Source organism: Parafrankia soli (assembly GCF_001854695.1).
GTDB classification, from domain to species: Bacteria; Actinomycetota; Actinomycetes; order Frankiales; family Frankiaceae; genus Parafrankia; species Parafrankia soli.
In genome coordinates, this window is record NZ_MAXA01000215.1 from 57,240 (window position 1) to 79,486 (window position 22,247).

A 22,247-nucleotide genomic window follows, 5' to 3' on the forward strand; every position below is an offset into this window, starting at 1 on the left:
GGCCGCGGGAACTGCGACGTGCGCGGCGCCGTCAAGACGCCTGGGATTCTCGGGCGGAAGCCTCTCGCAAAAGGGTGTTGTGCATGGCGACGGACGAGTCCACGGCGGGTCCCCGCTCCGGGTATCTCACCGACTCGGTGACCTCCGCCGCGGCCGCCGCCGCGGACGGGACGGCCGTCCGCCTCGCCGGCCGGGTGGTGCTCTGGCGACGCATGGGCGGGCTGGTCTTCGGCCACATCCAGGACCGCGCCGGTCGGGTCCAGGTGTCGCTGTCCCGGGACGAGCTCGGGGTCGAGACCTTCCAGGAGTGGGCCCGCGCCGTCAAGATCGGCGACTTCGTCGGCGTCACCGGAACCCTCTACACCACCCGCCGTGGCGAGAGGACCGTCGGCGCCTCCGAGCTGGTCGTCCTGAACCGCACGGTGCGCGCCCTGCCGGACAAGTGGCAGGGCCTGTCGAACATCGAGGCCCGGCTGCGCCGGCGCTACCTCGACCTGCTGGTGAACAGCGACTCCCGGGAGCGCTTCCGTACCAGGGCCCGGACGATCTCCCGCATCCGCCGCTTCCTCGACGACAACGACTTCCTCGAGGTCGAGACGCCGATGCTGCAGGAAGCAGCGTCGGGCGCGGCCGCCCGTCCCTTCGTCACCCACCACAACGCCCTCGGCGAGGACTTCTACCTGCGGATCTCGCCGGAGACGTTCCTCAAGCGGGTCGTCGTCGGCTCCCTGGACCGCGTCTACGAGCTCGGCCGTAACTTCCGCAACGAGGGCATGGACCCCTCGCACCTGCAGGAGTTCACGATGCTCGAGTGGTACGCGGCCTACTGGGACTACCGCGACAACATGCGCTTCGTCCGCGAGATGATCCTGGCCGTCCTCGACGACGTCTTCGGTAGCCGGACGGTGACCTACGACGGCGTGAAGCTCGACTTCGGCGCCGACTGGCCCGAGCTGGACTACCGGGCCGAGGTCGCCCGGCGGACAGGCATCGACCTCACGGTCGTCCGTGATCTGCCGACCCTGCGGGCGCGCATCAGCGAGCTGGGGCTCGAGGTCGACGACGCGGCCTCCTACGCGGCGCTCGTCGACCTGCTCTACAAGAAGGCCGTCCGCCCGCACCTCGTCCAGCCGTGTTTCCTGGTGCACCATCCGGCGGAGCTCGTCCCGCTGGCCCGGCGCAGCGACGAGGACCCGTCCCGGCTCGACATGTTCCAGGTCGTCGTGAACGGCTGGGAGCTGGTGAAGGCCTACTCCGAGCTCGTCGACCCGGTCGAGCAGCGTCGCCGCCTCGAGGAGCAGGCCGAGCTGCGCGCCGCCGGCGACGACGAGACCATGATGCTGGAAGAGGACTTCATCGAGGCGATGGAGTACGGGATGCCCCCGATGTCCGGGCTCGGCATCGGCATCGACCGCCTCATCGCCCTGCTCACCGATGCCCCGACGCTGCGGGAAGTAGTCCTGTTCCCGCTGATGCGAGACTCCCGCCGCGGCCAGACCGACCCAGCCGCCGGCAACGACGCGAACGCCGCCGACACATCTGACACGACTGCCGCGGACCCAGGCGCCGGCTGACGCGGGGTCGCGTTGACCGGGCGTCAGCTGACACGGGGTCGTGTCGACCCGAGTCGACACACGGGTTCAAGGTCGCTGATGAGACTGCGGCGGATTCCCCATATCACGCCGAGGAAAACATTCGAGGAGCCGGCCGTGTCGCTGGCGTCGATACGTCATAGTTTCTGAGTCGTGGATTTGCCGGCAGACGGAATGGGCCAGCGCCTGGTCCAGGCACGGAATCCCTCAAGCTGTCGTCCACCGGGTGTTGGGCGCTAAAGGGGTAGGTAACCGAGCACAGGCTGCCGTGGTAATCCAGCCAACTCCGTGTTCAAACCCCGAGTGCATCAGCGCTTGACTGAATGTGTGGCGGGTGAATGAGTCCATGGACTCATTCACCCGCCACACATGTTTTTGGAGGGTGTGGCCGGGGGTGAGGGGCTGGGGTTGACCTCTACTTCGGTTTAGGTGTGAGGGTGGGGTGGTCGGTGGCGGGGTGGTGCTCTCGGCAGAGCCGAGTGGGACGGAGGGCGCGGTTGTGAGCGGTGATCCGGGTGGCTTGGCGGGTCTGGAAGAGGCAGGGGAACCGCAGGAGGCAGGGGGGCCGCGAGAGGAGGGGGAAAAGGAAGGGAGCCGAGGGGAGCCGGGTGGGCGATCCGCGCCATCCGGCTCGGTCGGGCCGCCGCGCACCGGGCTCGTGTTCACGGTGCTCGTGCTCGGTGGCCTGCTCGTCATCCTGGACATCACGATCATCAATGTCGCGATCCGCACGCTGGCGGCGGATCTCGATGCCTCACTGCCGGTGATCCAGTGGGTTTCGACGGGCTACACCCTGGCGCTTGCCGTGACCGTGCCGACGACAGCATGGCTGGTGGCACGGTTCGGTGCCGGACGTGTCTACATGGCGGCCCTGAGTCTGTTCGTGCTGGGATCGGTGCTCTGCGGTCTGGCCTGGAACATCGGCGCGCTCATTGCCTTCCGGGTGGTGCAGGGGATCGGCGGTGGCCTGGTCAACCCGGTCGCGATGACGATTGTGCTACGGGCCACGCCGCCGGAGCGGCGCGGGCGCGCCATGGGCCTGTTGGGTCTGCCGGTGCTCGTCGGGCCGGTGATCGGGCCGACGCTGGGCGGCTGGCTGGTCGACATCTCCTGGCGGTGGATCTTCCTGGTCAACCTGCCGCTGGGCCTGGCCGCGCTCCTGCTCGCGAGCCGAGTCCTGCGCCCGGTCACCGCGGCCGCGGGTGCCGTCCAGCGGGGCGGCACGCTTGAGAGTGCTGACGGGCGGCTCGACGTCCCAGGGCTGGCGCTTGTCGCTCCGGGGCTGGCGCTGTTCGTCTACGGGCTGGCGGAGAGCGGGCGGCGCGGGACTGTGACCTCGGCAGGTGTGCTCGTGCCGGCGCTGGTCGGGCTCGCGCTGGCGGTGGTGTTCGTGGTCCGGGCCGCTCGGATGCGCGCCCCACTGGTCCAGGTTGCGCTGTTGCGGCTGCGGGCTGTCGCGTCAGGGACGGCGACGCTGGCGCTGTTCACGGCGGCCTACTTCGGCTCGATGTTCGTCCTGCCGCTCTACTGGCAGCTCGTGCGGGGGCTCAGCCCCGCGGAGACGGGGATGCTGGCGATCCCGCAGGCGCTCGCTACCGGGGCTTCGCTGCAGGTGGCGAGCCGGATGGTCGACCGGGTTCCGCCTGCCCGCGTGGTGGGCTTCGGGATCGTGACGGCGTCCTGCGGGCTGATCACCGCGACGCTGTTGCTCGGCGTCGACACCCCGTACTGGCAGATGGTGCTGGCGATGTCCGTCATGGGAGTCGGCGCGGGCTCGACGATCATGCCGACGATCACGACAGCGCTGCGGCATCTGAGCGACCGGGACGCGCCGTCCGGCAGCACGCTGCTGACCATCACCAACCAGGTGAGTGTCTCGATCGGTACCGCCCTGACCTCCGTCGTACTCGCGGCCGGCCTCACCGCCCAGGGCGTGGCCGGCGCGGCCGGTGGCGGTGGCGCGGCCGGCGGCGGTGAGGGCGTGCTGCCGACCGTGGTGGACGGCCCGGCCGCCGCCCGGTTTGCCGAGGCCTGCCAGGACACGCTGTTCGTGTCCGCCGCGCTGCTGGTTGCCGCGCTCGTCGTGGCGCTGACGGCGATCCCGGGTGGTCCGTTCAGTGCTTCTCGACGTCTCCGGGTCCAGCCGCGTATCCGTGCTCCTCGACGTCGCCGGGTTCGGCCTCGCGGGGAGGCGCAGGATCAGTCGCCGGTTCGAGCAGCGCGGACAGGCGATCTGACTCCGCCGCGGTGAGCTCCCGCAGCAGCGGGAGGCTGGCGAGCAGATCGGTGACCGGGATCCTGCTCGGCCCGCGCGGCGCGGCGACCTGGGTCGTGAAGTCGCAGACGAGACTGCGGTCGTCGGCGATCGGGAGACGCGCCTTCGTGACTCGGGCGCCCGGCCCGAGTGACTCGGCGAGCGCGGCGAGCCGCTCGTCCCGCGTGACGTCGATGTTGTCCTCTCCGCGGTAGACGATCGTCCGGCCCTCCGCCGCGATCTCCAGTTCTGCCACGGTGGTTCCGGTCGCCCGGGTAAGGAGGCCGGCGAGCGGAACGCCGTCGGACCGCCCGCCGGAATCCTTTCCCTGTGGATCGTCCGCCTGGCCGTCCAGGTAGGCGGTGAACTGCTGGGCGCGCAGCGCGAGCAGTTTCCGCTCGATTTTCCACTCGAACGGCGGGTTTTCATCCGTGACGTTTCTCGAAACCGACCGCAGCTGATAGGAACGGGCCCGCAGGACGCCGATGTTCTGGGTGACGTAGTGCTGTAGGTTCCGCGTCGCGGAGTCGACGTGCAGGCGCGCGATCTGTTCCAGGCTCGCGCGGCGGCCGAGCCGCCGCCAGAACACCGGGTCGGTTATCTCCTCGCCGGTCAGCAGGAATTCCAGGGCGGCGTCGGTGACCTCGCCGGAGAGATCGCGGACACCCGGAAATCCGGCGATGTTCCCCCCGGAGCCCACCCAGACGGCCTGGAGGAACTGGTTCAGCAGCCGGGACTGCCGGCGGCGCAGGCTGGCGGTGACGATCTCGGTGGCCCGCCTGGTGCCCTCGACCGCGAGCGCGCGCGCCGCGTCGATGCCCTGGCTGAAGCCGTCGGCGATGGCCGAGGCGTTCACGGCGTCGAGGACACCACGGCCGTCCTGCGTCAACGCCGTCGAGATGATTCTGATATCGGGGGAGCGGTCCCGCCGCTCGATCATCGTGGCGAGGCCGTCGGCATCGGTGAGCAGGGTGTTGGCGGTGCCCGCCTCCGCGGCGAGGCGAACGTGGGCGTCGCCCGCGTTCCGGTACCGCCCGATGCTGAAGACGATCGGCTCGCGGTCCTCGACGAGGGCGACGTCCCGGACGAAGTAGTCGACGTCCCCGCCGAACTTCAGGTACATGAAACGCTGGCCCGCGGCCGCGTCGTCCGGCCAGTCGAGGACAAAGTCGGGCATATATGAATGATTGAAGTACCCGGTGTCCCGGATCTGTACGGAGGAATCGGTCGCCTGTATTTCTCTGGCGACGACGGCCTTGATACTGCCGATACTCTCCTGCGTGCTGGAGATGCTCAACGCGGCTTCCAGCTCGGCGGCGTAGGTCGGGGTGGTCACCTGGCTCCCCTCTCGGTGCCGRTGCCTCGAAGTATATTCAGGTTCTCGGCGGAGATGACCAGCTTCTCCTGACGCTCCGATAGTACGATGATCCACAGGCGCTCCGCGACGCTCTCGCAGGTCTCGTCCGAGACGAGGCTGCCCTCGTGGTCGCGCGGGCAGCCGAACACTCTCCGATGATGCGTGAGGACGGCCGACCTGACCTCGTTCGGTGAGCAGAGGTCCGGCCAGCGGGTCACCAGGAACGGCGCCCAGGTGATCCACATGAAGTGGTCGATGCGGGCCGGCTGCAACGACAGCGCCCGGTAGCACTTCGCGAGAAACTCCACGTAAAGCGTTCCCTGGTCGTGATGGCCGTTGTAGAACTTCGACTCCGCGACGAACTCGTGGCCCTGGAACTCGCCGCCGAGCAGCACACCGCCCAGGTCGTAGGAGAAGCCGCGTCCGTCCGCCCACTGGTAGCTCAGTTTCGCGACCGCCACCGGTTCCGGGGTGACGTAGTAGACGTTCGCGCGGGTCGTGGCCTCGAGCCACAGTTTTGCCCGGCGGGCTCCGTCGGCTCCGCGTAGGTGCAGTTCCTCCCCCGCCATGGTCGCGAGGCTATCGAACCCGATCATTCGTGGGTCATCGCCGCGTGTCGGTAGCGATGGGACTCGTCCGGGGGCGGCCGGTTCGTAGAGTCTTCATTATGGCGTCGGTGGAGGAGAGCACTCGGATCGACATCTGGATCTGGTCCGTCCGGCTCGTGAAGACGCGGACGCAGGCCGGAGATGCCTGCCGCGGCGGCCACGTCCGTCTCAACGGCGAGCGGGTGAAGCCGGCGCGCATGGTCCGCGCCGGCGACGAGGTGCGCCTTCGCCAGGCCGGCCACGAACGCGTCGTCGTGGTCACCAAGGTCCTCACCAAGCGGGTGGGCGCCGCCGTGGCGGCGGAGTGCTACATCGACAACAGCCCGCCGCCCCCGGAACGCCTTCCGGTGATGGCGGTTCGCGACCGCGGGACGGGACGTCCGACCAAACGCGACCGCCGCGCGGTGGAACGCCTGCGCAACCGCTGAGCGGCCGCGGCGGCCCGGCCCGGTGGTCAGGGCTCGGTGGTCAGGGCTCGGTCGCGATCCGCGCGGCGAGGGCCCGGGCGAGATCGTCCATCGTGCCCTCGGGCACCCATTCCGCGGCTGGCCGGCGGAGATGGGTGAACACCGCAGGGCCCTGTTCGTCCGTCGGCAGGCCGTGTGCGCGGGGCACGACATGAACGTGGAGATGGGTGAATCCCGCCGCCTCGGAGAATGCCGCGACATATGTTTTCGCGCACCCTGTCACCTCGATCAGGGCCCGGCTGAGCCGCCAGGTGACGAGACCCAGCTCGGTGGCCTCCGCCGCGTCCAGCTCGGCCACCGTGGTGATGTGGCGGCGGGCGATGACGACCAGCCATCCGGGCAGCGCGCAGTTGATCGCGTGCGCGACCCGCCAACCGGTGCCGACGAGGATTCGTTGCCACGGCGGCAGATCATTGAGCGCCTCATTACCGCCGCAGGAGTAGCAGTCGTCCGTACCGGAATCCTGGACGGGCTCCATGGCGGTGACTGTAACGCCTCCGCCGTGGAGAATCGATACCCGCGACGTCGGCCCGCTGCTCGGCGGAAGGTCACCGGGCATCCAGGTATGCCCTCGCGGCGCGTTTCGGGGCCCGCAGCAGCCAGGCCTCGACGACCAGCTCGTCCAGCTCCTCGACGGAGATCCGGTCGAGGCGGACCAGGACCGCCGGGTAGCCGTCGAAGTGCGGGACGGTGAAGAAGACCGCCGGGCTGTCGGCGATCAGCGCGTTCTTGACTCCTTCGTCGGCGACGCGCACACCCAGGACCGGGCCGTCCGGCGCTTTCTCGCCGCGGGCGGCGAACGCGGCGAGGTCTGTTTTCCGCAGGGGGCGCTCCCACACGAAGCCCTTGTCCCGTACCCGCCACGAGGCCGAACCGTATGAGGGGCTCTCGTTCGTCTCGGGCAGCGCCAGCGCCAGCCGGCGCACGTCGTCCCAGGTCGCCATGGCCACACCGTATGCCCGCGGTTCGGTCACGTCGCGGAAAAGACAATCGCCACGGGTCGGGGTGATCCGGAGGGATAGTGGCCGGCATGGGACGTATCCTCTCGCGGGCGGGGGTGACGGCGACCTGTGTGGCGCTGCTGGTACTCCTGTCCGGATGCGGCGACGACGACGAGCGGGGGATGGGTGACGCGCCCGTCCTGAACCGGCGCGGGGATGACACGCCGGCCGAGGTGTTCAATTTTCCGGATCACTTCGGGAACCTGGCCACGAAATGCGTCGGCCACGGCCTCCGCGGCTACACCACCACACATTTCGCCGACGACGACGGCTACATTCCCTCGGCCAACACCAAGATTGTCCCGGACCCGGACTGCCGATGATCTGAGGCCGGRCCGCCGGGCCGCCGGGCCGCCGGCCGGACAGTGACCGAGGCGCCACGGCGACCGTGCCACCCATGTCGGTCGGCCGACCCCCGTTTGCCAGCCCACTCCTGTCGTCCGGCCCACTCCCGTCTGTCGGCCCGCCACCTCTGTCGGCCCGCCACCTCTGTCGGCCCGCCACCTCTGTCGGCCCGCCACATCCGTCAGCCCGTCCGTCGCTGCCGAGCCACCAGGTCCCGTCAGGCCCCTTCGCCGGGCTGCCCATGCCCGCCGGGTCGCGACGTCCACCGGGTGCCCCTGGCCGGCGCGTGGTGCCGAGCCCCGGTTTCGGCCGTCCCGGAGCGGTTTCTTATCATTTCAGGCGCTGCGGACGGCACATTCGGTGCGATCAACAGGTCACGGATGAATGGTGTGATCGAGGTTGGATGGGGCTGACACGGATGACCGGGAACGCGCCGCGCCGGATCACGGCGCGACCATGACGGACGCCGCCGCACCCCGCCGCCGCCGCCGATGACTGTCGACTCCCCGGTCGGCGCGTCGACCGGAGGTGGTCCGACCACGGCGGACAGCACCGCCGGGACGCTCCCGGGCACACCCGTCGACCTGGCCGACGGCACCGGTCACGCGGAGCCGTCCGGAGCGGGCACGCACGCAGGCCCACGAGGCCGGCGGTTCCGGCGGTTCCGGCAAAGCCGGCAGTTCCAGTGGGCCCGGTCGTCCCTGTCTCTGTCCCTGTCTCTGTCCCGGTTCCGGTCGCCGGCCGGCGTCGTCGCGGTGGTCGCGCTCCTGTCCTTCGTCGCGAGCCTGGTCCTGCGGGTCACGCTGTACCCGGAAGGCTCCGGCGACGCGGACGAGGCCGCGTACATCCTCCAGGCGCGGATGCTGCTCGAGGGGCGGCTGACCCTGGACGCGGGCGCCGTCGAACCGTTCTTCCGGCCGTGGTTGACGGGTGTGCACGACGGCCGCGTGTTCACCAAGTACCTGCCGGGCTGGCCGGCGTTGCTCGCGCTGTCCCAGGCGCTGTTCGGCACGATGGCCGTGGCGCCCGCCGCGGTCGCCGGGGTCTGGGTCGTCGGGACGTACCGCCTCGCCCGCGAGCTCTTCGACCATGCCTGGAGCGCGGTGGCCGCCGCTGTGGGCGTCGCGCTCTCGCCGCTGGTCCTCCTGCATACGGCACTGCCACTCGCCTACGCCCCGGGTGCAGCCGTGCTCGTCCTGGCCAGCGCGGAGCTGTTGCGCGGTGCGCGGACGGGGGCGCGGGCCGCCCTTGCCGGCGGCGGAGCGGGCCTGGGGCTGGTGCTGTTGATCCGGCCGTTCGACGTCGTGCTCGTGGTCCTTCCCGTGATCGTGCTCGCGGCTGTGCGGCGACGGCGGGAGCTCGGGACGCTGCTGCGGCGTTCGGGCTGGGCGGTGATCGGCGCGCTACCGCTGGTCGTCGCCCTGCTCGCCTACTGCTGGCGGGTCACCGGATCGCCCCTGCGTATGCCGCTGTCGGCCTCGGACCCACTGGACCGGTTCGGTTTCGGCCCGCGCCGGATCCTGCCGTCCGAGTCGAGTTTCCTGTTCACCCGCCGGCTGGCGCTCGACGCCCTCCAGGAGACGCTCGAGGTGGCGCCGAGCTGGTTCTTCGGCGGTGCCGCGCTGATCGCGCTGGCCGCCGTCGGCCTGGTGGCGCCGCGGCGGCGGCTCGAGCGCCTGTTCCTGCTCGCGACGACGGGCGTGGTGCTGGCCGGCTACACGTTCTGGTGGGGGTCCGCGTTTGCCATGCCGGGCCTGCGCAACGGCCTTGGCCCGCACTACCATCTGGCCGCGTTCACCCCGGTCGTCATCCTCGCGGCCGACGGCGCCCGATGGCTGTGGACGTTCCTCCCGGCGCGGTCGCCGCTGTCCCGCCGCCCGGGCTCATCCGCCTCGGGCACCGCGCGCGGCCTGGCCGGGCGCATGGTCCGTTCGGGCGCTGTGGCCGTGGCCGTCGCCGGGCTCGTCGCGATCACGGTGCCGACCCTGCAGCCCCGGATCGACGTGCAGCGCGGGGTCAACGAGGGCAACGACTTCCTGGCCGCGCTGCTCCCGGACGACCTGGGCGGGCCGGCCGTGGTGCTGGTGACGCCGACGGTCCCGAGCCGCTACACGCAGGTCCCCTACCACTCGCTGCGGAACTCCCCCGACCTCGACGGACCCGTCGTCTTCGCGGCGGACATCGGGCCGGGCTCGGCCGCGCTGCCTGACCGGATGCCGGACCGGGCGATGTTCCGCCTGCGGCCGGACGAGATCGCCGACCCGGCGGTCCCGGGCAGCTTCCGGGGGTCCTTCGTGCCGCTGAGGCAGGTCACCGGGAGCCGCGTCGAGATCCGTGTACAGGTACGGATTCCCGGTGACACTGGGACGGCACCCGTCCGGTCGGGGGATGCGCGGCTGTACGTCCGCCTCGGCGGGGAGGTCCGCACCCCGCGAACAGCCGTCCCGGTGACGATCACGCACACGTTCGTGCTCACCACCGGTCCCGGCACCGGCCCGGACGAGATCGGGACCGCCGGCGCGTCGCTGCCCGCCGAGCTCGTCGTCGGGTTCACCGACGGCACCGGCCCGGCGAGCGGGACCTGGGAGGAGCGGTTTCCCCTGGTGCGCAGCCCCGGTGGCGACCTCTCCCTGCTCGCTCCCGGGCTGGGCTGGCGCCGACTGCCCACGGGCGCCGGTAGCGGCACCGATGGCGGCACCGGCGGGCAGTGGCTCCCGGCCACCGCAAAACCCACCTTGGACGTCTCGCTGACGGGCGGCGCCGCTCGCTGACGGCGCTGGCGTCGCTGACGGCGCTGGCGTCAGCGGGCCGCCCTCGGCGTCCACTGTGACGGCCGCCACTACTAGGCCGGGAGGGAGAAGCCCTCGGGCGGCGAGCCCTCGGCGAACAGCATCCGCACCCGAGCCGCGCTCTTCCGTATCTCCCGGGCCCGCCGGTACTCGGGGGAGTCGTACCACTCCTGGATCCGGTCCATGTCGGGGAACTCGATGACCAGGAACCGGGAGAAGCCCCAGGTGCCCTCGACGGGCTCGGGCGTGGGGCCCGCCACTAGGTAACGGCCGCCGTGGCTGAGGATGGACGGCTGGGCCACGGCCGCGTAGGCCAGGCCGGCCTCCTCGTCGAGCACGTCGACTCCGACGATGACGTAAGCGGACATGGGTTTCCCTGCTTCCTTTGGAAACGGCGTGTACTTGTGTCACGCCGAAGACTAATGCACCCCTGTAACCTACTCAACGTGAGCAAGGACGAGGGTGAACGCGTCGAGGCCGTGATGAGCCGCCGGGAGCGGCTGCGGGCGGAGACGAGCCGGGAGATCAAGGCCATCGCGCTGCGGCAGATGGCCGACGGGGGGCCGGGGGCGATCTCGCTACGCGGCATCGCCCGCGAGATGAGGATGACCCCACGCGCGATCTACAGCTACTTCCCCACCCGCGACGACCTGATCACGGCACTGATCAGCGGGATCGCAGCCTCGCTCGCGGAGGCGGTGGAGACCGCCAGCAACGCCCTGCCCGATACCGATCCCGGCGGCAGGCTGCTGGCCTGGGGCCAGACCCTGAGGGAATGGGCGCTGGCTCACCCGGAGAGCTTCCGGCTCTTCTACGGCCACCCCATCCCCGGCTACCAGCCCCCCGAGGACGGGCCGGTGGACCTGACGGCACGCCGGGTGTGCCGCGACCTCACCCGCTTGGTGGCCACCGCATGGCCCCACGCCCGGCACCACCAGCCCGAGGACACCTCCTGGTCCGACCTTCACCCGGACTACGTCGCGAAGATCCAGGCAGAACTCCCGGACGTGCCACCCGCCGCGGCAGCGCTCGCGCTGCGCGTCTGGGGCCGAATGCACGGCCTGGTGGCCCTGGAGATCGACGGCCACATCCATCCCGTCGCAGGCAACCCGGCCGCGCTGCACCGCGCCGAGATGCTTGACCTGGTCAGGTCACTGGGCCTGGCTGAGTAGGGCCGGCTGGGTGCTGTCGTGGGTGTAGGCGTTGATGGTGGCGGTGAGGTCACTCGGACGCGATCCGCTTCAACGCAAGCACGATCTGTCGGCGGCTCCCTTCGCGTCCTGCTCGTCGTCCTGGCTCACCCATAGCGCTTGCAACAGATAGCATCGTGCAAGCGTGCGCCGGCAAGCAGTGCGGCGCGGGTACGGCCCGCCCGCCCACCCGCGCCGCCGCTCCCCTCGGACTCGAACTCCGTGCCCGTTTGCTGCCGCAAGCGACGGGCGAGTTCCTATGCGGAGCACGGTTGAGCGCCGATCACCAGCATCCGCTACACCCGGTTTTGATTTTGTCGCTTCTTGTTGTGTCTGCGGTCAGGGTTCGGTGAAGGGGTCCCCTGTGTCGACCACGGGCGTTGCTCGCCCGTGCCGGTCTGGGTAGATACGGACCCGCGATGCTGCCGGTAGAGAGCGCAACAGGCGTCTGGCAAGGCCGGGCAGATCGGCATGCCGGAGCACTTCCGGATCAACGATCGTGGTGGTTTGCGCGCGTTCGTCGACGAAATCCAGAGCGATCAGCATGCCGTACCTACCGGGCTGGTTCCGCCGCGGGATGCTCCGCCGCCTGTTCCTCTTCCTGCGCTGCGGCGCGCTCTTCCGCCAGCACATCGGCCGGCTTGGTCAGGAAGAGGATTCGCGAACGACAGTCGTCCAGAAGCTCGACGGAGGCGACGCCAGGCTCAGCCAGGGCCTGCTCTGCAAGGTTCCTCAGTCCGATGTCGAGAACCTCGACCCACGGCAGAAAGACCGTCGTCGCTGTCGTTCCGATGGCCCGCATCGATCTTGTGTACGGCATCGGTGCCCCCTGTGTTCGCCCGGATGGCCCCTGGCGAGCTGGCGTCGAGCAGTAGCTCACCAGGGGCCGTTAGGTGGGCGTCCCGGTCGTGTGTGGCCCTGTGAGCTGCCCCGGGAGTGCCCAGGTACCGAACCTGACACAAACCATGGGGCGTGGTTACCGCCCGTGGGGGACGTAGCGGGACGTCCCGACTATGATCGTGGCGTCCCCTGTCCGTCCCGAAGCGTCCAGCAGGAGGGAGGCCGCGAGATGCCGAACGAGCGCCTACGCGGTAGCATCGCGGGTGCTGGCCTCACCGTGGAGCGGCTCGCCGAAATCGTGGGAGTCGACCCGAAGACCGCCGAAAGGTGGGTCAGCAAAGACCGCATACCCCGCCGGGCGCACCGATCGGCGACGGCCACGATCCTCAAAGCCGATGAACTGTACCTCTGGCCCGGCCTGTTGGACGACGCGCGAGAAAAGTCCGCGAGCCTCGCGGAGTTCGTTGCGCTGTATCCGCATCGAGGCGCGGTCCCGCTGCACCTGTGGTCCTCACTCATGACCAGCGCTCAGGACTGTATCGATATCCTGATCTACGCTGGCCTCTTCTTTACAGACGGAACCCCCGACATCGCCAAGACCCTGATCCGCAAGGGTGAGAGCGGGGTGCGTGTCCGCCTGATACTCGGCGATCCCGATTCCGAGGCCGTAGCTTTGCGCGGGGCCGAAGAGGGCGTTTTCGGGGGCGTGGCTGCTCGTGTCCGACTTAGCCTTACCCACCTGCAAGATGCCATGGGCTGTCCCGGGGTGGAGATCCGGCTCCAATCGGCGACGCTCTACAACTCGGTATTCCGATTCGATGAGACCTTGCTCGTGAATACCCACGCCTACGGGGCTCCGGCCTCACAGTCACCTGTGATCCACGTGCAGCGGGTACCCGGCGGACGTCTGTTCGACCACTACCTGTCCAGTTTCGACAAGGTATGGAGCCGCTCGGTTCCCGCCATGGAGAAGGGCACCGTCTAATGGCTCGCCGAGACTTCTACGATGATCCCGCCGCACCCAAGGCCAACTCTCTAGTACCCGCAACGACGGTTGTCGTCCCGGATGGGAATCGGCGGGTCCTGCTCATCCGCCGGTCCGACAACGGCCTCTGGGCCCTGCCTGGCGGCACGATGGACGTAGGCGAATCCCTACCCGACACGGCCGTGCGTGAGGTCAAGGAAGAGACCGGACTCGACGTCGAGGTGACCGGAATCGTCGGTACCTACTCGGACCCTCGCCACGTGATCGCCTACGATGACGGCGAGATCCGCCAGCAATTCGCCATCTGTTTTGAGGCTCGCATCGTGGGTGGTTCGCTGCTCGCGGACGGCAGCGAAGCGAAGGACGCCCGATTCTTCGCCGCGCCGGAGCTTGACGGGCTGAACATCCATCCGTCGATGCTGCTTCGGGTGACTCACTTTCTGGAGTCCCGAGAGACTCCCCATATCGGATAGCTCGACAGCCACGCCCCCCGGGTTCTCAGCTGAGGGGCGGTCGACCGCCAGGACTACGCCGCGCACGTCCCCCGACGGGTTACGAGCAGTGCCGTCATGCTGGCCAGCGAGACACCAGCACCCACGAAGATCGTCGCCAATTCGCTGTGCGGGTTCAAGGTCCCCGAGGCGCTGTACTGGGACAGCAACCGCGACACCTGGAAGCTCATTAGCCAGCACCGCCGCGACAGTGGGCACGCCTAACGGTCAGGCGTGTTCTCCCGAGGCCCGGTGTTGTGGGGGAATGCCGTCCGGGCGTTCGGTGGCCAGGGGGGCGCTGGTCGGGTCGGTGCCGAGGGTGTTTCCGCAGCGGGTGGAGATCCAGCGACGACGCCCGGGGGTCGGCCGCCAGCTCTCGACGTCGAAGCTGCCGCCGGTGGCGTACTCCTCGCCGCCGCGGCCCGGGATCAGCGCGAGGGACTCATGACAGCGGAGCTGGTCCTGCATGCTCTCCGCGACCACCGGGTCCACCTCGCCGACACAGCCCTGGACGGCCCGCCAGATCTCGGCACTCGCACCGTCCCGGTCATCGGCGTGCCGGGCCTCCTCGGTGGGCCACACGGAGATACGGAAGTCGCCGCCAGCCCATCGCTGCAGGGTGATTTCCTCGACGTAGCGGCTCGAACCGCAGTACGGCGCCCCTGGGGTCGGCCGCGCACCCGTGCCATCGCTGCCCGTGCCGCTCTCGCCGCCCGCGCTGCCGGGAGCCACAGCGGCGAGGCTGGGAGCGGTGGCCGTGGCGGTCGGCGTGGCTGTGCCGGCCTCCGCGCCGGCGTCGCTCTCCGAGTCGGGACCGGAGCCGCGTACCACCGCCAGCCCGACGGCCACGGCGACCAGCACCCCGACGCCTCCGCCAAGGGCACCTCGAGACCGTCGCTGCTCCGCCACCCGACGAGCGTATGGCGTTCGGGTGGTCCGGTCCGGTCGGGCGAGCGGCATGAGCGGCGGGCCGAGACCCGCCGTGATCGGTCGTGACCGCGAAACGTAGCGTGCAAGCCCCGTCCTTCAAGGCGGGGTCAGCGCATCAACGACAGTGCGACAGGGGGGTGCGCTATTCTGTCAGCTATGGGTTCTCGGGTGGTGAAGCGGGCATATCGCTATCGCTTCTATCCGACTCCCGAGCAGGCCGCGCAGCTGGCCCGTACCTTCGGCTGTGTCCGCTACGTCTACAATCGGGCGCTGGCCGAACGTTCCCGCGCATGGACACAGGAGCAGCGCAGGGTCACTCACGCCGAGACCGACAGGATGCTCACCGCGTGGAAACGGGACGCGGAGACGGCGTGGCTGGCCGAACCGTCGAAAGGGCCACTGCAGGCCACGCTGCGGAATCTGCAAGCGGCGTTCGTGAACTTCTGGAGCGGGCGGGCGAAGTATCCGACCTTCAAGAAGAAGGGCAAGACGCTCGACTCGGCGACCTTCTTCCGGAACTGCTTCACCTACCGGAACGGGAACATCACTCTCGCCAAGCAGGACCGGCCGTTGGTTATCGTCTGGTCGCGTCCACTGCCCGAAGGCGCGACGCCCTCGCAGGTCACGGTGTCGCGGAACGCTCGCGGCCAGTACCACGTCTCGATCCTGGTCGAGGACACCGTCACCAGCCTCCCGCCGGCAGGCGGGCAGGTCGGGATCGACGCGGGCATCACCTCGCTGGTCACCTTCTCGACCGGGGAGAAAGTCACCAACCCCCGGCACGAGCGCCGCGACCGTGTCCGGCTGGCGCGGGCGCAGCGGGACCTGTCCCGCAAGGCGAAGGGCTCGGCGAACCGGGCGAAGGCCCGCGCGAGGGTCGCGGAGATTCACGGCAGGATCGCGGACCGGCGCCGGGATCATCTACACAAGCTGTCCACGAGGATCATCCGCGAGAACCAAACGGTGGTCGTCGAGGACCTGTCCGTCCGCACCATGGTCCGCAACCACTCACTGGCCCGCGCTGTCTCCGACGCATCCTGGTCGGAGTTACGGGCGATGGTGGAGTACAAGGCCGACTGGTACGGCCGTACCGTGATAGCAGTCGACCGTTTCTACCCGTCGAGCAAAACGTGCTCGGCCTGTGGATCGGTCGTGGAAGACCTGCCGCTGGACGTCCGGGAGTGGACCTGTCGTTGTGGCGCGGCCCACGACCGGGACGTGAACGCGGCACGGAACATTCTGGCCGCGGGGCTCGCGGTGTCTGCCTGTGGAGATGGAGTGAGACCGCCTCGCTCCTGAAGCGAGGAGGCGTCCGTTGACGAAGCAGGAACCCGGATCGCGAGGTACGGGGATCCCCGGAGTTCACACCGGGGAGGATGTCAAACTGGCCGATAACTTTTGAAACAGGGAGCCTTGTATCCCTGTTTGCCGCGAGGGGGCGGCCGTCTGGTCGGGCGTCGCGCGGCACCGCCTCGTCCTCCGACGGCCCGGGCTGCTGATGGAGGACCGATGGTCGCTGTACCGACCCTGCCGAAGGGCGCCAACACCGCCATACCGACGGAGGTCGTCACGGCCGTCGTGAGCTCGGCCTCGGGCGAGCCGGTGGACGTCTGCGCCGTGCTGGTGACGAGCGCCGGCCAGGTCCGGTCGGACGCCGACATCGTGTTCTACAACCAGCCCCGGCACAGCTCCGGCGCGGTCAGCCTCGTCTCCTCCGGTGCCGGCGCCACGCTGACCGTCGCCCTGCCGGACGTCGAGCCCGACATCGTCACCGTGGTGGTCGCGGGATCTGTCGACGACGGGACCTTCGCCCAGGTCGACGGCCTGCGGGTGCGCATCGACGGCGTCGCGGGCCGGCCGCTCGTCGAGTTCGCGTCGGCGACGTCCGACCCGGTGACGACGATGGTCTTCGGCGAGATCTACCGCCGGGGAGGCGGGTGGAAGTTCCGCGCCGTCGGCCAGGGCTGGGCCAGCGGCCTCGCCGGCCTGGCCCGCAGCTTCGGGATCGCCGTCGAGGAGCCGGACGAGGCCGCCGGGAACGACGAGACCACCGGGATCGCGGCCTCGCCACCCGCATCGCCGCCGCCCGCACCGGTCCGACCGCCCGCACCGGTCCGACCGGCCGAGCCGGCGCGCCGGGCCGACTGGTACCCCGACCCCGCGGCGCCCGGCCTGCTGCGGTGGTGGGACGGCACGACCTGGGCGTCCCGCACCAGGCAGCCCTTCGTCGAGTCGGAGGCGACCTGCGGCAGGTGCGGCGCGGCGAAGCGGCGGCGCCTGTTCTCCGCCCCGGTGCCCTGCGTGGCGTGCGAGGACGAGATCCGCCGGGTCCTGGCCGACTGGCGGCGGCGGCTCGTCGAGGCGGTGGACGCCGGTCCCGGCGCGCCCGGGCTGGACGCGCTGTGGGCCGAGCTGCGCTTCCAGCTGGTGTCGGAGGCCGCCGGCCAGCAGGTGTTCCGGTCGGTCGCCCTCGCCTACCTCCAGCGGATCGTCACCTTCGCGTTCGGTGACGAGATCATCGAGGAGCATGAGTACCAGCTCTTCGAGGACGAGGCCCGCCGCCTGGGCGTCGTGGACCCGGCCGTCGAGGAGATGCGCCGCAGGCTCCGCCGGGGGCTCGACCTCTCCCGCATCCGCAACGGCGACCTGCCGCGGGAGACGTCCTCGACGCTGCACCTCGATCTCGACGAGATCGTGCACCTGGACACCGACGTGGTGCAGGTCCGCCAGCTCGCGAGCGGTCCCCGGCACACGCCCGGACGTCTGGTCGTCAGCAGCCGCAAGCTGCGGTTCCTCGCCCAGAACGGCGGCGGGACGGAGACCGCCTGGTCGAAGATCGTGGCCGTCGCGGCGGGCTACGGCACCATCGACGTCTCGGCGACGACGAGCCGTGGCGGTGGCACCTACCAGGTCGGGGACCCCGAGTACGTGGCGGCGGTCCTCGCCGGCACGCTGCGGATCGCCCGCCGGCTGGTGATCGCGCCCGGCGCCCGGGACAGCCGTGCCATCTCCCAGGTGGTGAAGGCCGAGGTCTGGCAGCGTGACGGCGGCGCGTGCGTGCAGTGCCAGGCCACCGAGTACCTGGAGTTCGACCACGTCATCCCGCACAGCCGTGGCGGGGCCAGCAGCGTGAACAACCTCCAGCTGCTCTGCCGCCGCTGCAACCTGGAGAAGGGCGCCCGGATCTGACAGCGGCCGCGCCTGCCGGGTTTCCCACGGCGGCCGGGCGCGGCCACGCCCGTCGGCCTGCGCCCGGCGGAGGTGCCGGCGCTACGGCGAGCTCGGGCGGCGGCCCTCGCGGATGGCCTCCACCACGAGGCCGATGACCCAGTTGATGGCGTTCGTCGCGGCGTCGCCGTCGAACTCCCACACGCTGACCAGGCGCTCGTAGGACGGCACGTTCCACAGCACGTCGAGCATGGCCGCCGCGGTCTGGCGCTCGGCCTCGGACCAGTCGGCGGTCTGCGGGATGACGGCGTTGAGCAGCGCGTCGCGGCGCAGCCTGTCCTCGGCGACGAGGGCCGGCTGGCGCGGTTCCGGGTGGCTCCACCGGGAGACGGAGTAGGAGGACAGCGTCGCGAACGACCGCCTGGTGACGTCGGGGAGACCGTCGAGCTCCAGCCCTTCGTAGGTGACGCCCGCCTCCTCCTGCAGCCGGCGCATGACCGCGTTGTGCAGGTCGCGCTCGGTGGGGAAGTGCCGGTAGACGGTGCGCTCGCCGACCCCGGCCCGCTCCGCGACCGCGCGGAAGGTCAGGCCACCCCAGTCCCAGACCGGGAATCCGTGGACGAGAGCCGAGCCGGCGGCGACGATGCGTTCACGCGTCTGGACAGCCCGCTCACGGCGCAGCGGGCTGTCGTAGGGCCGCCGAGGCCGGGCGGCCTCGCCGCCGTCCTCCTCAGGTGTTGCCGGGACGCTCATATTGGTGACATCATACTGTCGCCAAACCCTTTCGGCTGGACGAGGTGGACGGAGGCAACCGAGGTGGATCTTGGCTTAGCTGGTGCCGCGGTGGTGGTACAGGGCGGTACCCAGGGTATGGGCCTCGCGGCGGCGGAGTGCTTCGCCGCGGACGGGGCCAGGGTGGCCGTACTGGCGCGGAACCGGGCAAATCTGGAGAAGACCGTCGGCCGTCTGCTGGAGCTGGGGGCCGCCGACGCCGTGGCCCTGCCCGCGGACATCACCCGCCCCGACGAGGTGACCGCCGCGTTCGGCCTCGTCCGTGACCGGTGGGGGGAACTGAACTCCCTTGTGAACGCGACCGGCCCCAAAGGCGGCCGGATGGGCCCCTTCGAGGAGCTCACCGACGACGACTGGTTGGCCGCGGTCGACGTCGGCGTGTTGGGTATGGTCCGGTGTGTGCGGGCCGCGCTGCCCCTGCTGCGCGCCGCCGAGTGGGGCCGCATCGTCAACATCTCCGCGCATTCGACCAAGCGGCAGACCGCCTCGCTGATCGCGTACACCGCCGCGAAATCGATGGTCACCAGCATCACCAAGAACCTCTCGCTGACCCTGGCTCCGGACGAGATTCTCGTCAACACCGTGTCTCCGGGAAGCTTCGCCTCCGAGGGCCTGGCCATGTGGGCCCGCGGCATCGGCATCGACCCGGAGGACCTGCACGCCGTGATGCGCGGCATCACGGAGCATTTCGGCCATCCCGCCCACCTTCCCCGCGCGGGCGCGCCGCGTGAGATCGGTGCCGTGATCGCCTTCGTCGGCTCGCGCCGGAACACATACATGACCGGCGCGAACGTCAACGTCGACGGCGGCTCCGACTTCTCCTGACGGACGGGTTCCCGCGGTCAGCCGCGGGTTCGTCGACGCACAGATCCTCAGTCGCCCAGTCGCATAGCCGCCTGGGCCCATAGCCACCCGCGACGCACGCCGCGGGCGGCGGCCCACGTCCGAAGGGGAGAAACCGTGGGAGCGCATCACGAACTGCTCGACGCCGCACGCGCCGGGACCGGACTTACCGACTTCGGTGAGGACACGTTCCTGGAGGGCTTGGAGGTGCTCGTCCGCGCCCTCCAGCAGGAGGCCGCGCTGAACAGCACCGGCCAGGCGTCGTTACGCAAAATGATCGTCGGCCTGTTGAGCCAGCGGCTGCAGATCGAGGACTGGTACCGGCGCCAGCCCGAGATCGACGACGAGCGGATCACCGCGCCGCTGATCGGGCTCGGCCTGCCGCGCACCGGGTCGACGGCGCTGTCGTTCCTGCTGGCCGAGGACCCGAACGCCCGGTCGCTGCGGATGTGGGAGGCGACGGCGCCCTGCCCGCCGCCGTCCACGGTCCACGGTGACGACAAGAGGATCGAGGACGGCCGGGCCGACGTGGCGGAACGGAAGCGGACCTCGCCGCGCCGGGTCGCGCTCGTCCCGGCCAGCGCGACCGGCCCGACGGAGTGCCAGAGCCTGATGGCGCTCGACTTCCGGGCGCACTTCTTCCAGGCGTTCGCCTACGTACCGTCCTATTCGAAGTGGCTTCTCAACGCCGATCTCACCTCGACCTACCGGTACGAGCTGCGTGCGCTGAAACTGTTGCAGTGGGGCTTCGAGGCCCAGCCGTGGCGGCTTAAGTGCCCGACCCACCTGCTCTTCCTGGACGATCTCGACAAGGTGTTCCCGGACGCCCGGTTCGTGATGACGCACCGCGATCCCGCCGAGGTCATGGTGTCGGTGGCCGACCTCTACGCCGCGGTGGCCCGTTCGTACTGCGACGACATCGACGAGCGCTATCTCGGCCAGCTCAACATCGAGCACTGGTCGGTCGGCATGGAGCGGGCGCTGGCGTTCCGCCAGAAGGCCGGCGACGACCGGTTCTACGACATCGACTTCCGGGCGATGCAGCGTGATCCGCTCGGCGAGATCCGCGGGCTCTACGCCTGGCTCGGCGAGCCCGTCACCCCGGAGTTCGAGGCCGGAATGCAGGGATGGTGGCGGGAGAACGCGGAGAAGCGCGAGCGCAACGTCCACCCGGACCCGGCGACGTTCGGTATCGACGTCGACCGGATCCGCCCGCTGTTCGCCGACTACACCGCGCGTGCGGCGGCCTGGACCGCGCACTAGCTCGACCGCTCATCGAAAGGAAAGCAGTGCAGGACGAGAGCGTCTACTACGACCCGTACGACTTCGAGATCGACGCGAACCCCTACCCGGTGTGGCGGCGGCTGCGGGATTCCGCGCCGCTGTACTACAACGAGAAGTACGACTTCTACGCGCTGAGCCGGTTCGAGGACGTCGAGAAGGCGTTGACGGACTTCGGCACGTACACCTCGGGCAAGGGTTTCATCCTCGAAGTGATCAAAGCCGGTATCAGGCTGCCGCCCGGCAACCTCCTGGCGGAGGACCCGCCGCTGCACGACATCCACCGCGGTCTGCTGTCGCGGGTGTTCACGCCGCGGAAGATGGCCGCGCTCGAGCCGCAGGTGCGCGAGCTGTGCGCCCGCATCCTCGACGAGCTGGTCGGCACCGACGGCTTCGACTTCGTCGCCGATCTCGGCGCGATCGTTCCGATGCGGGTCATCGGCATGATGCTCGGCATCCCGGAGAGCGACCAGGTGGCGATCCGTGACGCCGGCACGCGGCGGCACCAGCTCACCGAGGGTGAGGCGCCGGCGCCGACCGACGCCCGGTCGACGGCGCAGCCGTTCGCCGACTACATCGACTGGCGGGCCACCCATCCCTCCGACGATCTGATGACCGAGCTGCTGCGGGCCGAGTTCGAGGACGAGACCGGCACCACCCGCCGGCTCACCCGCGACGAGGTCCTGACGTACACCTCGGTGCTGGCCGGTGCCGGCAACGAGACCACCCGCCGGCTCATCGGCTGGACGGGACAGCTGCTCGGCGAGCACCCGGACCAGTGCCGGGAGCTCGCCGCGGACCGCTCGAACGTCCCGCAGGCGATCGAGGAGGTCCTCCGGTTCGAGTCGCCGTCACCGGTGCAGGGCCGGGTGGTCTCCCGCGACGTCGAGCACCACGGCGGCACCATCCCGGAGGGGAGCGCGGTGATTCTGCTCAACGCCTCCGCGAACCGGGACGAGCGGCACTACACCGACCCGGACACCTTCGACATCCACCGCCGGATCGACCGGCATCTCGCCTTCGGGCACGGCCTGCACTTCTGCCTCGGTGCCTCRCTGGCCCGGATGGAAGGCCGGGTCGTGCTCGACGAGGTGCTGAAGCGGTGGAGCAGCTGGGAGGTCGACCGCGACAACTCCGTGCTCGACCACACCTCCACGACGCGAGGGTGGTTGAACCTGCCGGTGGTCACGTCGTGAGGAACAACTCCTAGGCAAGCAGAAGTTGCGCAGGACGGCCGGCCCGGCGGGAGGATGAGCAGGATGCACCGAGAGCGGACACACGGAGTTCGGGCGCGCCCGAACCAGGTGAGGACCC

22 protein-coding genes are annotated in these 22,247 nt (G+C 70.0%); 14 read left to right on the forward strand and 8 right to left on the reverse strand.

Annotated elements, in window-relative coordinates; translation table 11 throughout:
• Positions 1-83: 83 nt before the first annotated feature.
• Both lysS and BBK14_RS18190 read left to right on the forward strand, forming a co-directional pair.
• A complete protein-coding gene (gene lysS / locus BBK14_RS18185) occupies positions 84-1,574 on the forward strand; it encodes a lysine--tRNA ligase (protein ID WP_071064112.1) in 1,491 nt (496 codons plus the stop codon).
• 676 nt (positions 1,575-2,250) lie between these two features.
• A complete protein-coding gene (locus BBK14_RS18190; protein ID WP_476739398.1) occupies positions 2,251-3,843 on the forward strand; it encodes a DHA2 family efflux MFS transporter permease subunit in 1,593 nt (530 codons plus the stop codon).
• 1,335 nt (positions 3,844-5,178) lie between these two features.
• Here BBK14_RS18190 and BBK14_RS18195 read toward each other — a convergent pair.
• On the reverse strand, positions 5,179-5,799 hold the full coding sequence (locus BBK14_RS18195; protein ID WP_071064114.1) for a hypothetical protein: 621 nt from the start codon (positions 5,797-5,799) through the stop codon (positions 5,179-5,181).
• 71 nt (positions 5,800-5,870) lie between these two features.
• On the opposite strand from BBK14_RS18195, the gene BBK14_RS18200 reads away from it, so the two are divergent.
• Positions 5,871-6,239 carry an RNA-binding S4 domain-containing protein gene (locus tag BBK14_RS18200; RefSeq protein ID WP_071064116.1) on the forward strand — a complete coding sequence of 123 codons (369 nt, stop codon included), beginning with the start codon at positions 5,871-5,873 and terminating at the stop codon, positions 6,237-6,239.
• Positions 6,240-6,279: 40 nt separating this feature from the next.
• On the opposite strand, the gene BBK14_RS18205 is transcribed toward BBK14_RS18200, so the two are convergent.
• Positions 6,280-6,756: an HIT family protein gene (locus BBK14_RS18205; protein ID WP_071064118.1), complete on the reverse strand. Its 477-nt coding sequence runs from the start codon at positions 6,754-6,756 to the stop codon at positions 6,280-6,282.
• 70 nt (positions 6,757-6,826) lie between these two features.
• Positions 6,827-7,222, reverse strand: coding sequence for an MmcQ/YjbR family DNA-binding protein (locus BBK14_RS18210; protein WP_071064175.1), 396 nt, complete (start codon positions 7,220-7,222; stop codon positions 6,827-6,829).
• Positions 7,223-7,308: 86 nt separating this feature from the next.
• On the opposite strand from BBK14_RS18210, the gene BBK14_RS18215 reads away from it, so the two are divergent.
• The gene (locus tag BBK14_RS18215; protein WP_241831631.1) at positions 7,309-7,602 is read left to right on the forward strand and encodes a hypothetical protein; all 294 of its coding nucleotides are present in this window, start codon (positions 7,309-7,311) and stop codon (positions 7,600-7,602) included.
• A gap of 513 nt (positions 7,603-8,115) precedes the next feature.
• Positions 8,116-10,395, forward strand: a complete 2,280-nt coding sequence (locus BBK14_RS18220; protein ID WP_071064122.1) for a DUF7846 domain-containing protein — start codon at positions 8,116-8,118, stop codon at positions 10,393-10,395.
• A 71-nt stretch (positions 10,396-10,466) separates the two neighbouring features.
• Here the strand turns inward: BBK14_RS18220 and BBK14_RS18225 are convergent, their stop codons facing one another.
• Positions 10,467-10,781: a DUF1330 domain-containing protein gene (locus BBK14_RS18225; RefSeq protein ID WP_071064124.1), complete on the reverse strand. Its 315-nt coding sequence runs from the start codon at positions 10,779-10,781 to the stop codon at positions 10,467-10,469.
• Positions 10,782-10,859: 78 nt separating this feature from the next.
• Between BBK14_RS18225 and BBK14_RS18230 the strand changes: the two genes are divergently transcribed.
• Entirely contained in the window at positions 10,860-11,585 is a 726-nt protein-coding gene (locus BBK14_RS18230; protein ID WP_338045478.1) for a WHG domain-containing protein, read from the forward strand.
• A gap of 357 nt (positions 11,586-11,942) precedes the next feature.
• On the opposite strand, the gene BBK14_RS35495 is transcribed toward BBK14_RS18230, so the two are convergent.
• Positions 11,943-12,149 (reverse strand): hypothetical protein, encoded by a 207-nt coding sequence (locus BBK14_RS35495; RefSeq protein ID WP_083391053.1) that lies wholly within the window; start codon positions 12,147-12,149, stop codon positions 11,943-11,945.
• Between the two features lie 7 nt (positions 12,150-12,156).
• Positions 12,157-12,405 (reverse strand): hypothetical protein, encoded by a 249-nt coding sequence (locus BBK14_RS18235; protein WP_071064126.1) that lies wholly within the window; start codon positions 12,403-12,405, stop codon positions 12,157-12,159.
• 267 nt (positions 12,406-12,672) lie between these two features.
• Here BBK14_RS18235 and BBK14_RS40245 point away from each other — a divergent pair, with 267 nt between their 5' ends.
• From BBK14_RS40245 to BBK14_RS38405, 3 genes are all read left to right on the forward strand, one after another.
• Complete coding sequence (locus tag BBK14_RS40245) at positions 12,673-13,428, forward strand: phospholipase D-like domain-containing protein (protein ID WP_071064128.1); 756 nt, start codon at positions 12,673-12,675, stop codon at positions 13,426-13,428.
• Positions 13,428-13,901 (forward strand): NUDIX domain-containing protein, encoded by a 474-nt coding sequence (locus tag BBK14_RS18245; protein WP_071064130.1) that lies wholly within the window; start codon positions 13,428-13,430, stop codon positions 13,899-13,901. Before BBK14_RS40245 ends, BBK14_RS18245 begins: the two co-directional genes overlap by 1 nt.
• Positions 13,902-13,997: 96 nt before the next feature.
• A complete protein-coding gene (locus BBK14_RS38405) occupies positions 13,998-14,144 on the forward strand; it encodes a hypothetical protein (RefSeq protein ID WP_157904292.1) in 147 nt (48 codons plus the stop codon).
• A 3-nt stretch (positions 14,145-14,147) separates the two neighbouring features.
• Here the strand turns inward: BBK14_RS38405 and BBK14_RS18250 are convergent, their stop codons facing one another.
• Positions 14,148-14,780 carry a DUF2599 domain-containing protein gene (locus BBK14_RS18250; protein ID WP_241831632.1) on the reverse strand — a complete coding sequence of 211 codons (633 nt, stop codon included), beginning with the start codon at positions 14,778-14,780 and terminating at the stop codon, positions 14,148-14,150.
• 237 nt (positions 14,781-15,017) lie between these two features.
• Here BBK14_RS18250 and BBK14_RS18255 point away from each other — a divergent pair, with 237 nt between their 5' ends.
• Both BBK14_RS18255 and BBK14_RS18260 read left to right on the forward strand, forming a co-directional pair.
• The gene (locus BBK14_RS18255; protein WP_241831633.1) at positions 15,018-16,148 is read left to right on the forward strand and encodes an RNA-guided endonuclease InsQ/TnpB family protein; all 1,131 of its coding nucleotides are present in this window, start codon (positions 15,018-15,020) and stop codon (positions 16,146-16,148) included.
• Between the two features lie 210 nt (positions 16,149-16,358).
• A complete protein-coding gene (locus tag BBK14_RS18260) occupies positions 16,359-18,038 on the forward strand; it encodes a TerD family protein (RefSeq protein WP_071064136.1) in 1,680 nt (559 codons plus the stop codon).
• Positions 18,039-18,119: 81 nt separating this feature from the next.
• Here the strand turns inward: BBK14_RS18260 and BBK14_RS18265 are convergent, their stop codons facing one another.
• A complete protein-coding gene (locus BBK14_RS18265; protein WP_071064138.1) occupies positions 18,120-18,770 on the reverse strand; it encodes a TetR/AcrR family transcriptional regulator in 651 nt (216 codons plus the stop codon).
• A gap of 63 nt (positions 18,771-18,833) precedes the next feature.
• Here BBK14_RS18265 and BBK14_RS18270 point away from each other — a divergent pair, with 63 nt between their 5' ends.
• The 3 genes from BBK14_RS18270 (at position 18,834) to BBK14_RS18280 (ending at position 22,129) form a co-directional block, all read left to right on the forward strand.
• A complete protein-coding gene (locus tag BBK14_RS18270) occupies positions 18,834-19,634 on the forward strand; it encodes an SDR family NAD(P)-dependent oxidoreductase (protein WP_071064140.1) in 801 nt (266 codons plus the stop codon).
• A gap of 135 nt (positions 19,635-19,769) precedes the next feature.
• Positions 19,770-20,915, forward strand: a complete 1,146-nt coding sequence (locus tag BBK14_RS18275) for a sulfotransferase family protein (RefSeq protein WP_071064142.1) — start codon at positions 19,770-19,772, stop codon at positions 20,913-20,915.
• 26 nt (positions 20,916-20,941) lie between these two features.
• Complete coding sequence (locus BBK14_RS18280; protein ID WP_071064144.1) at positions 20,942-22,129, forward strand: cytochrome P450; 1,188 nt, start codon at positions 20,942-20,944, stop codon at positions 22,127-22,129.
• Positions 22,130-22,247 lie beyond the last annotated feature (118 nt).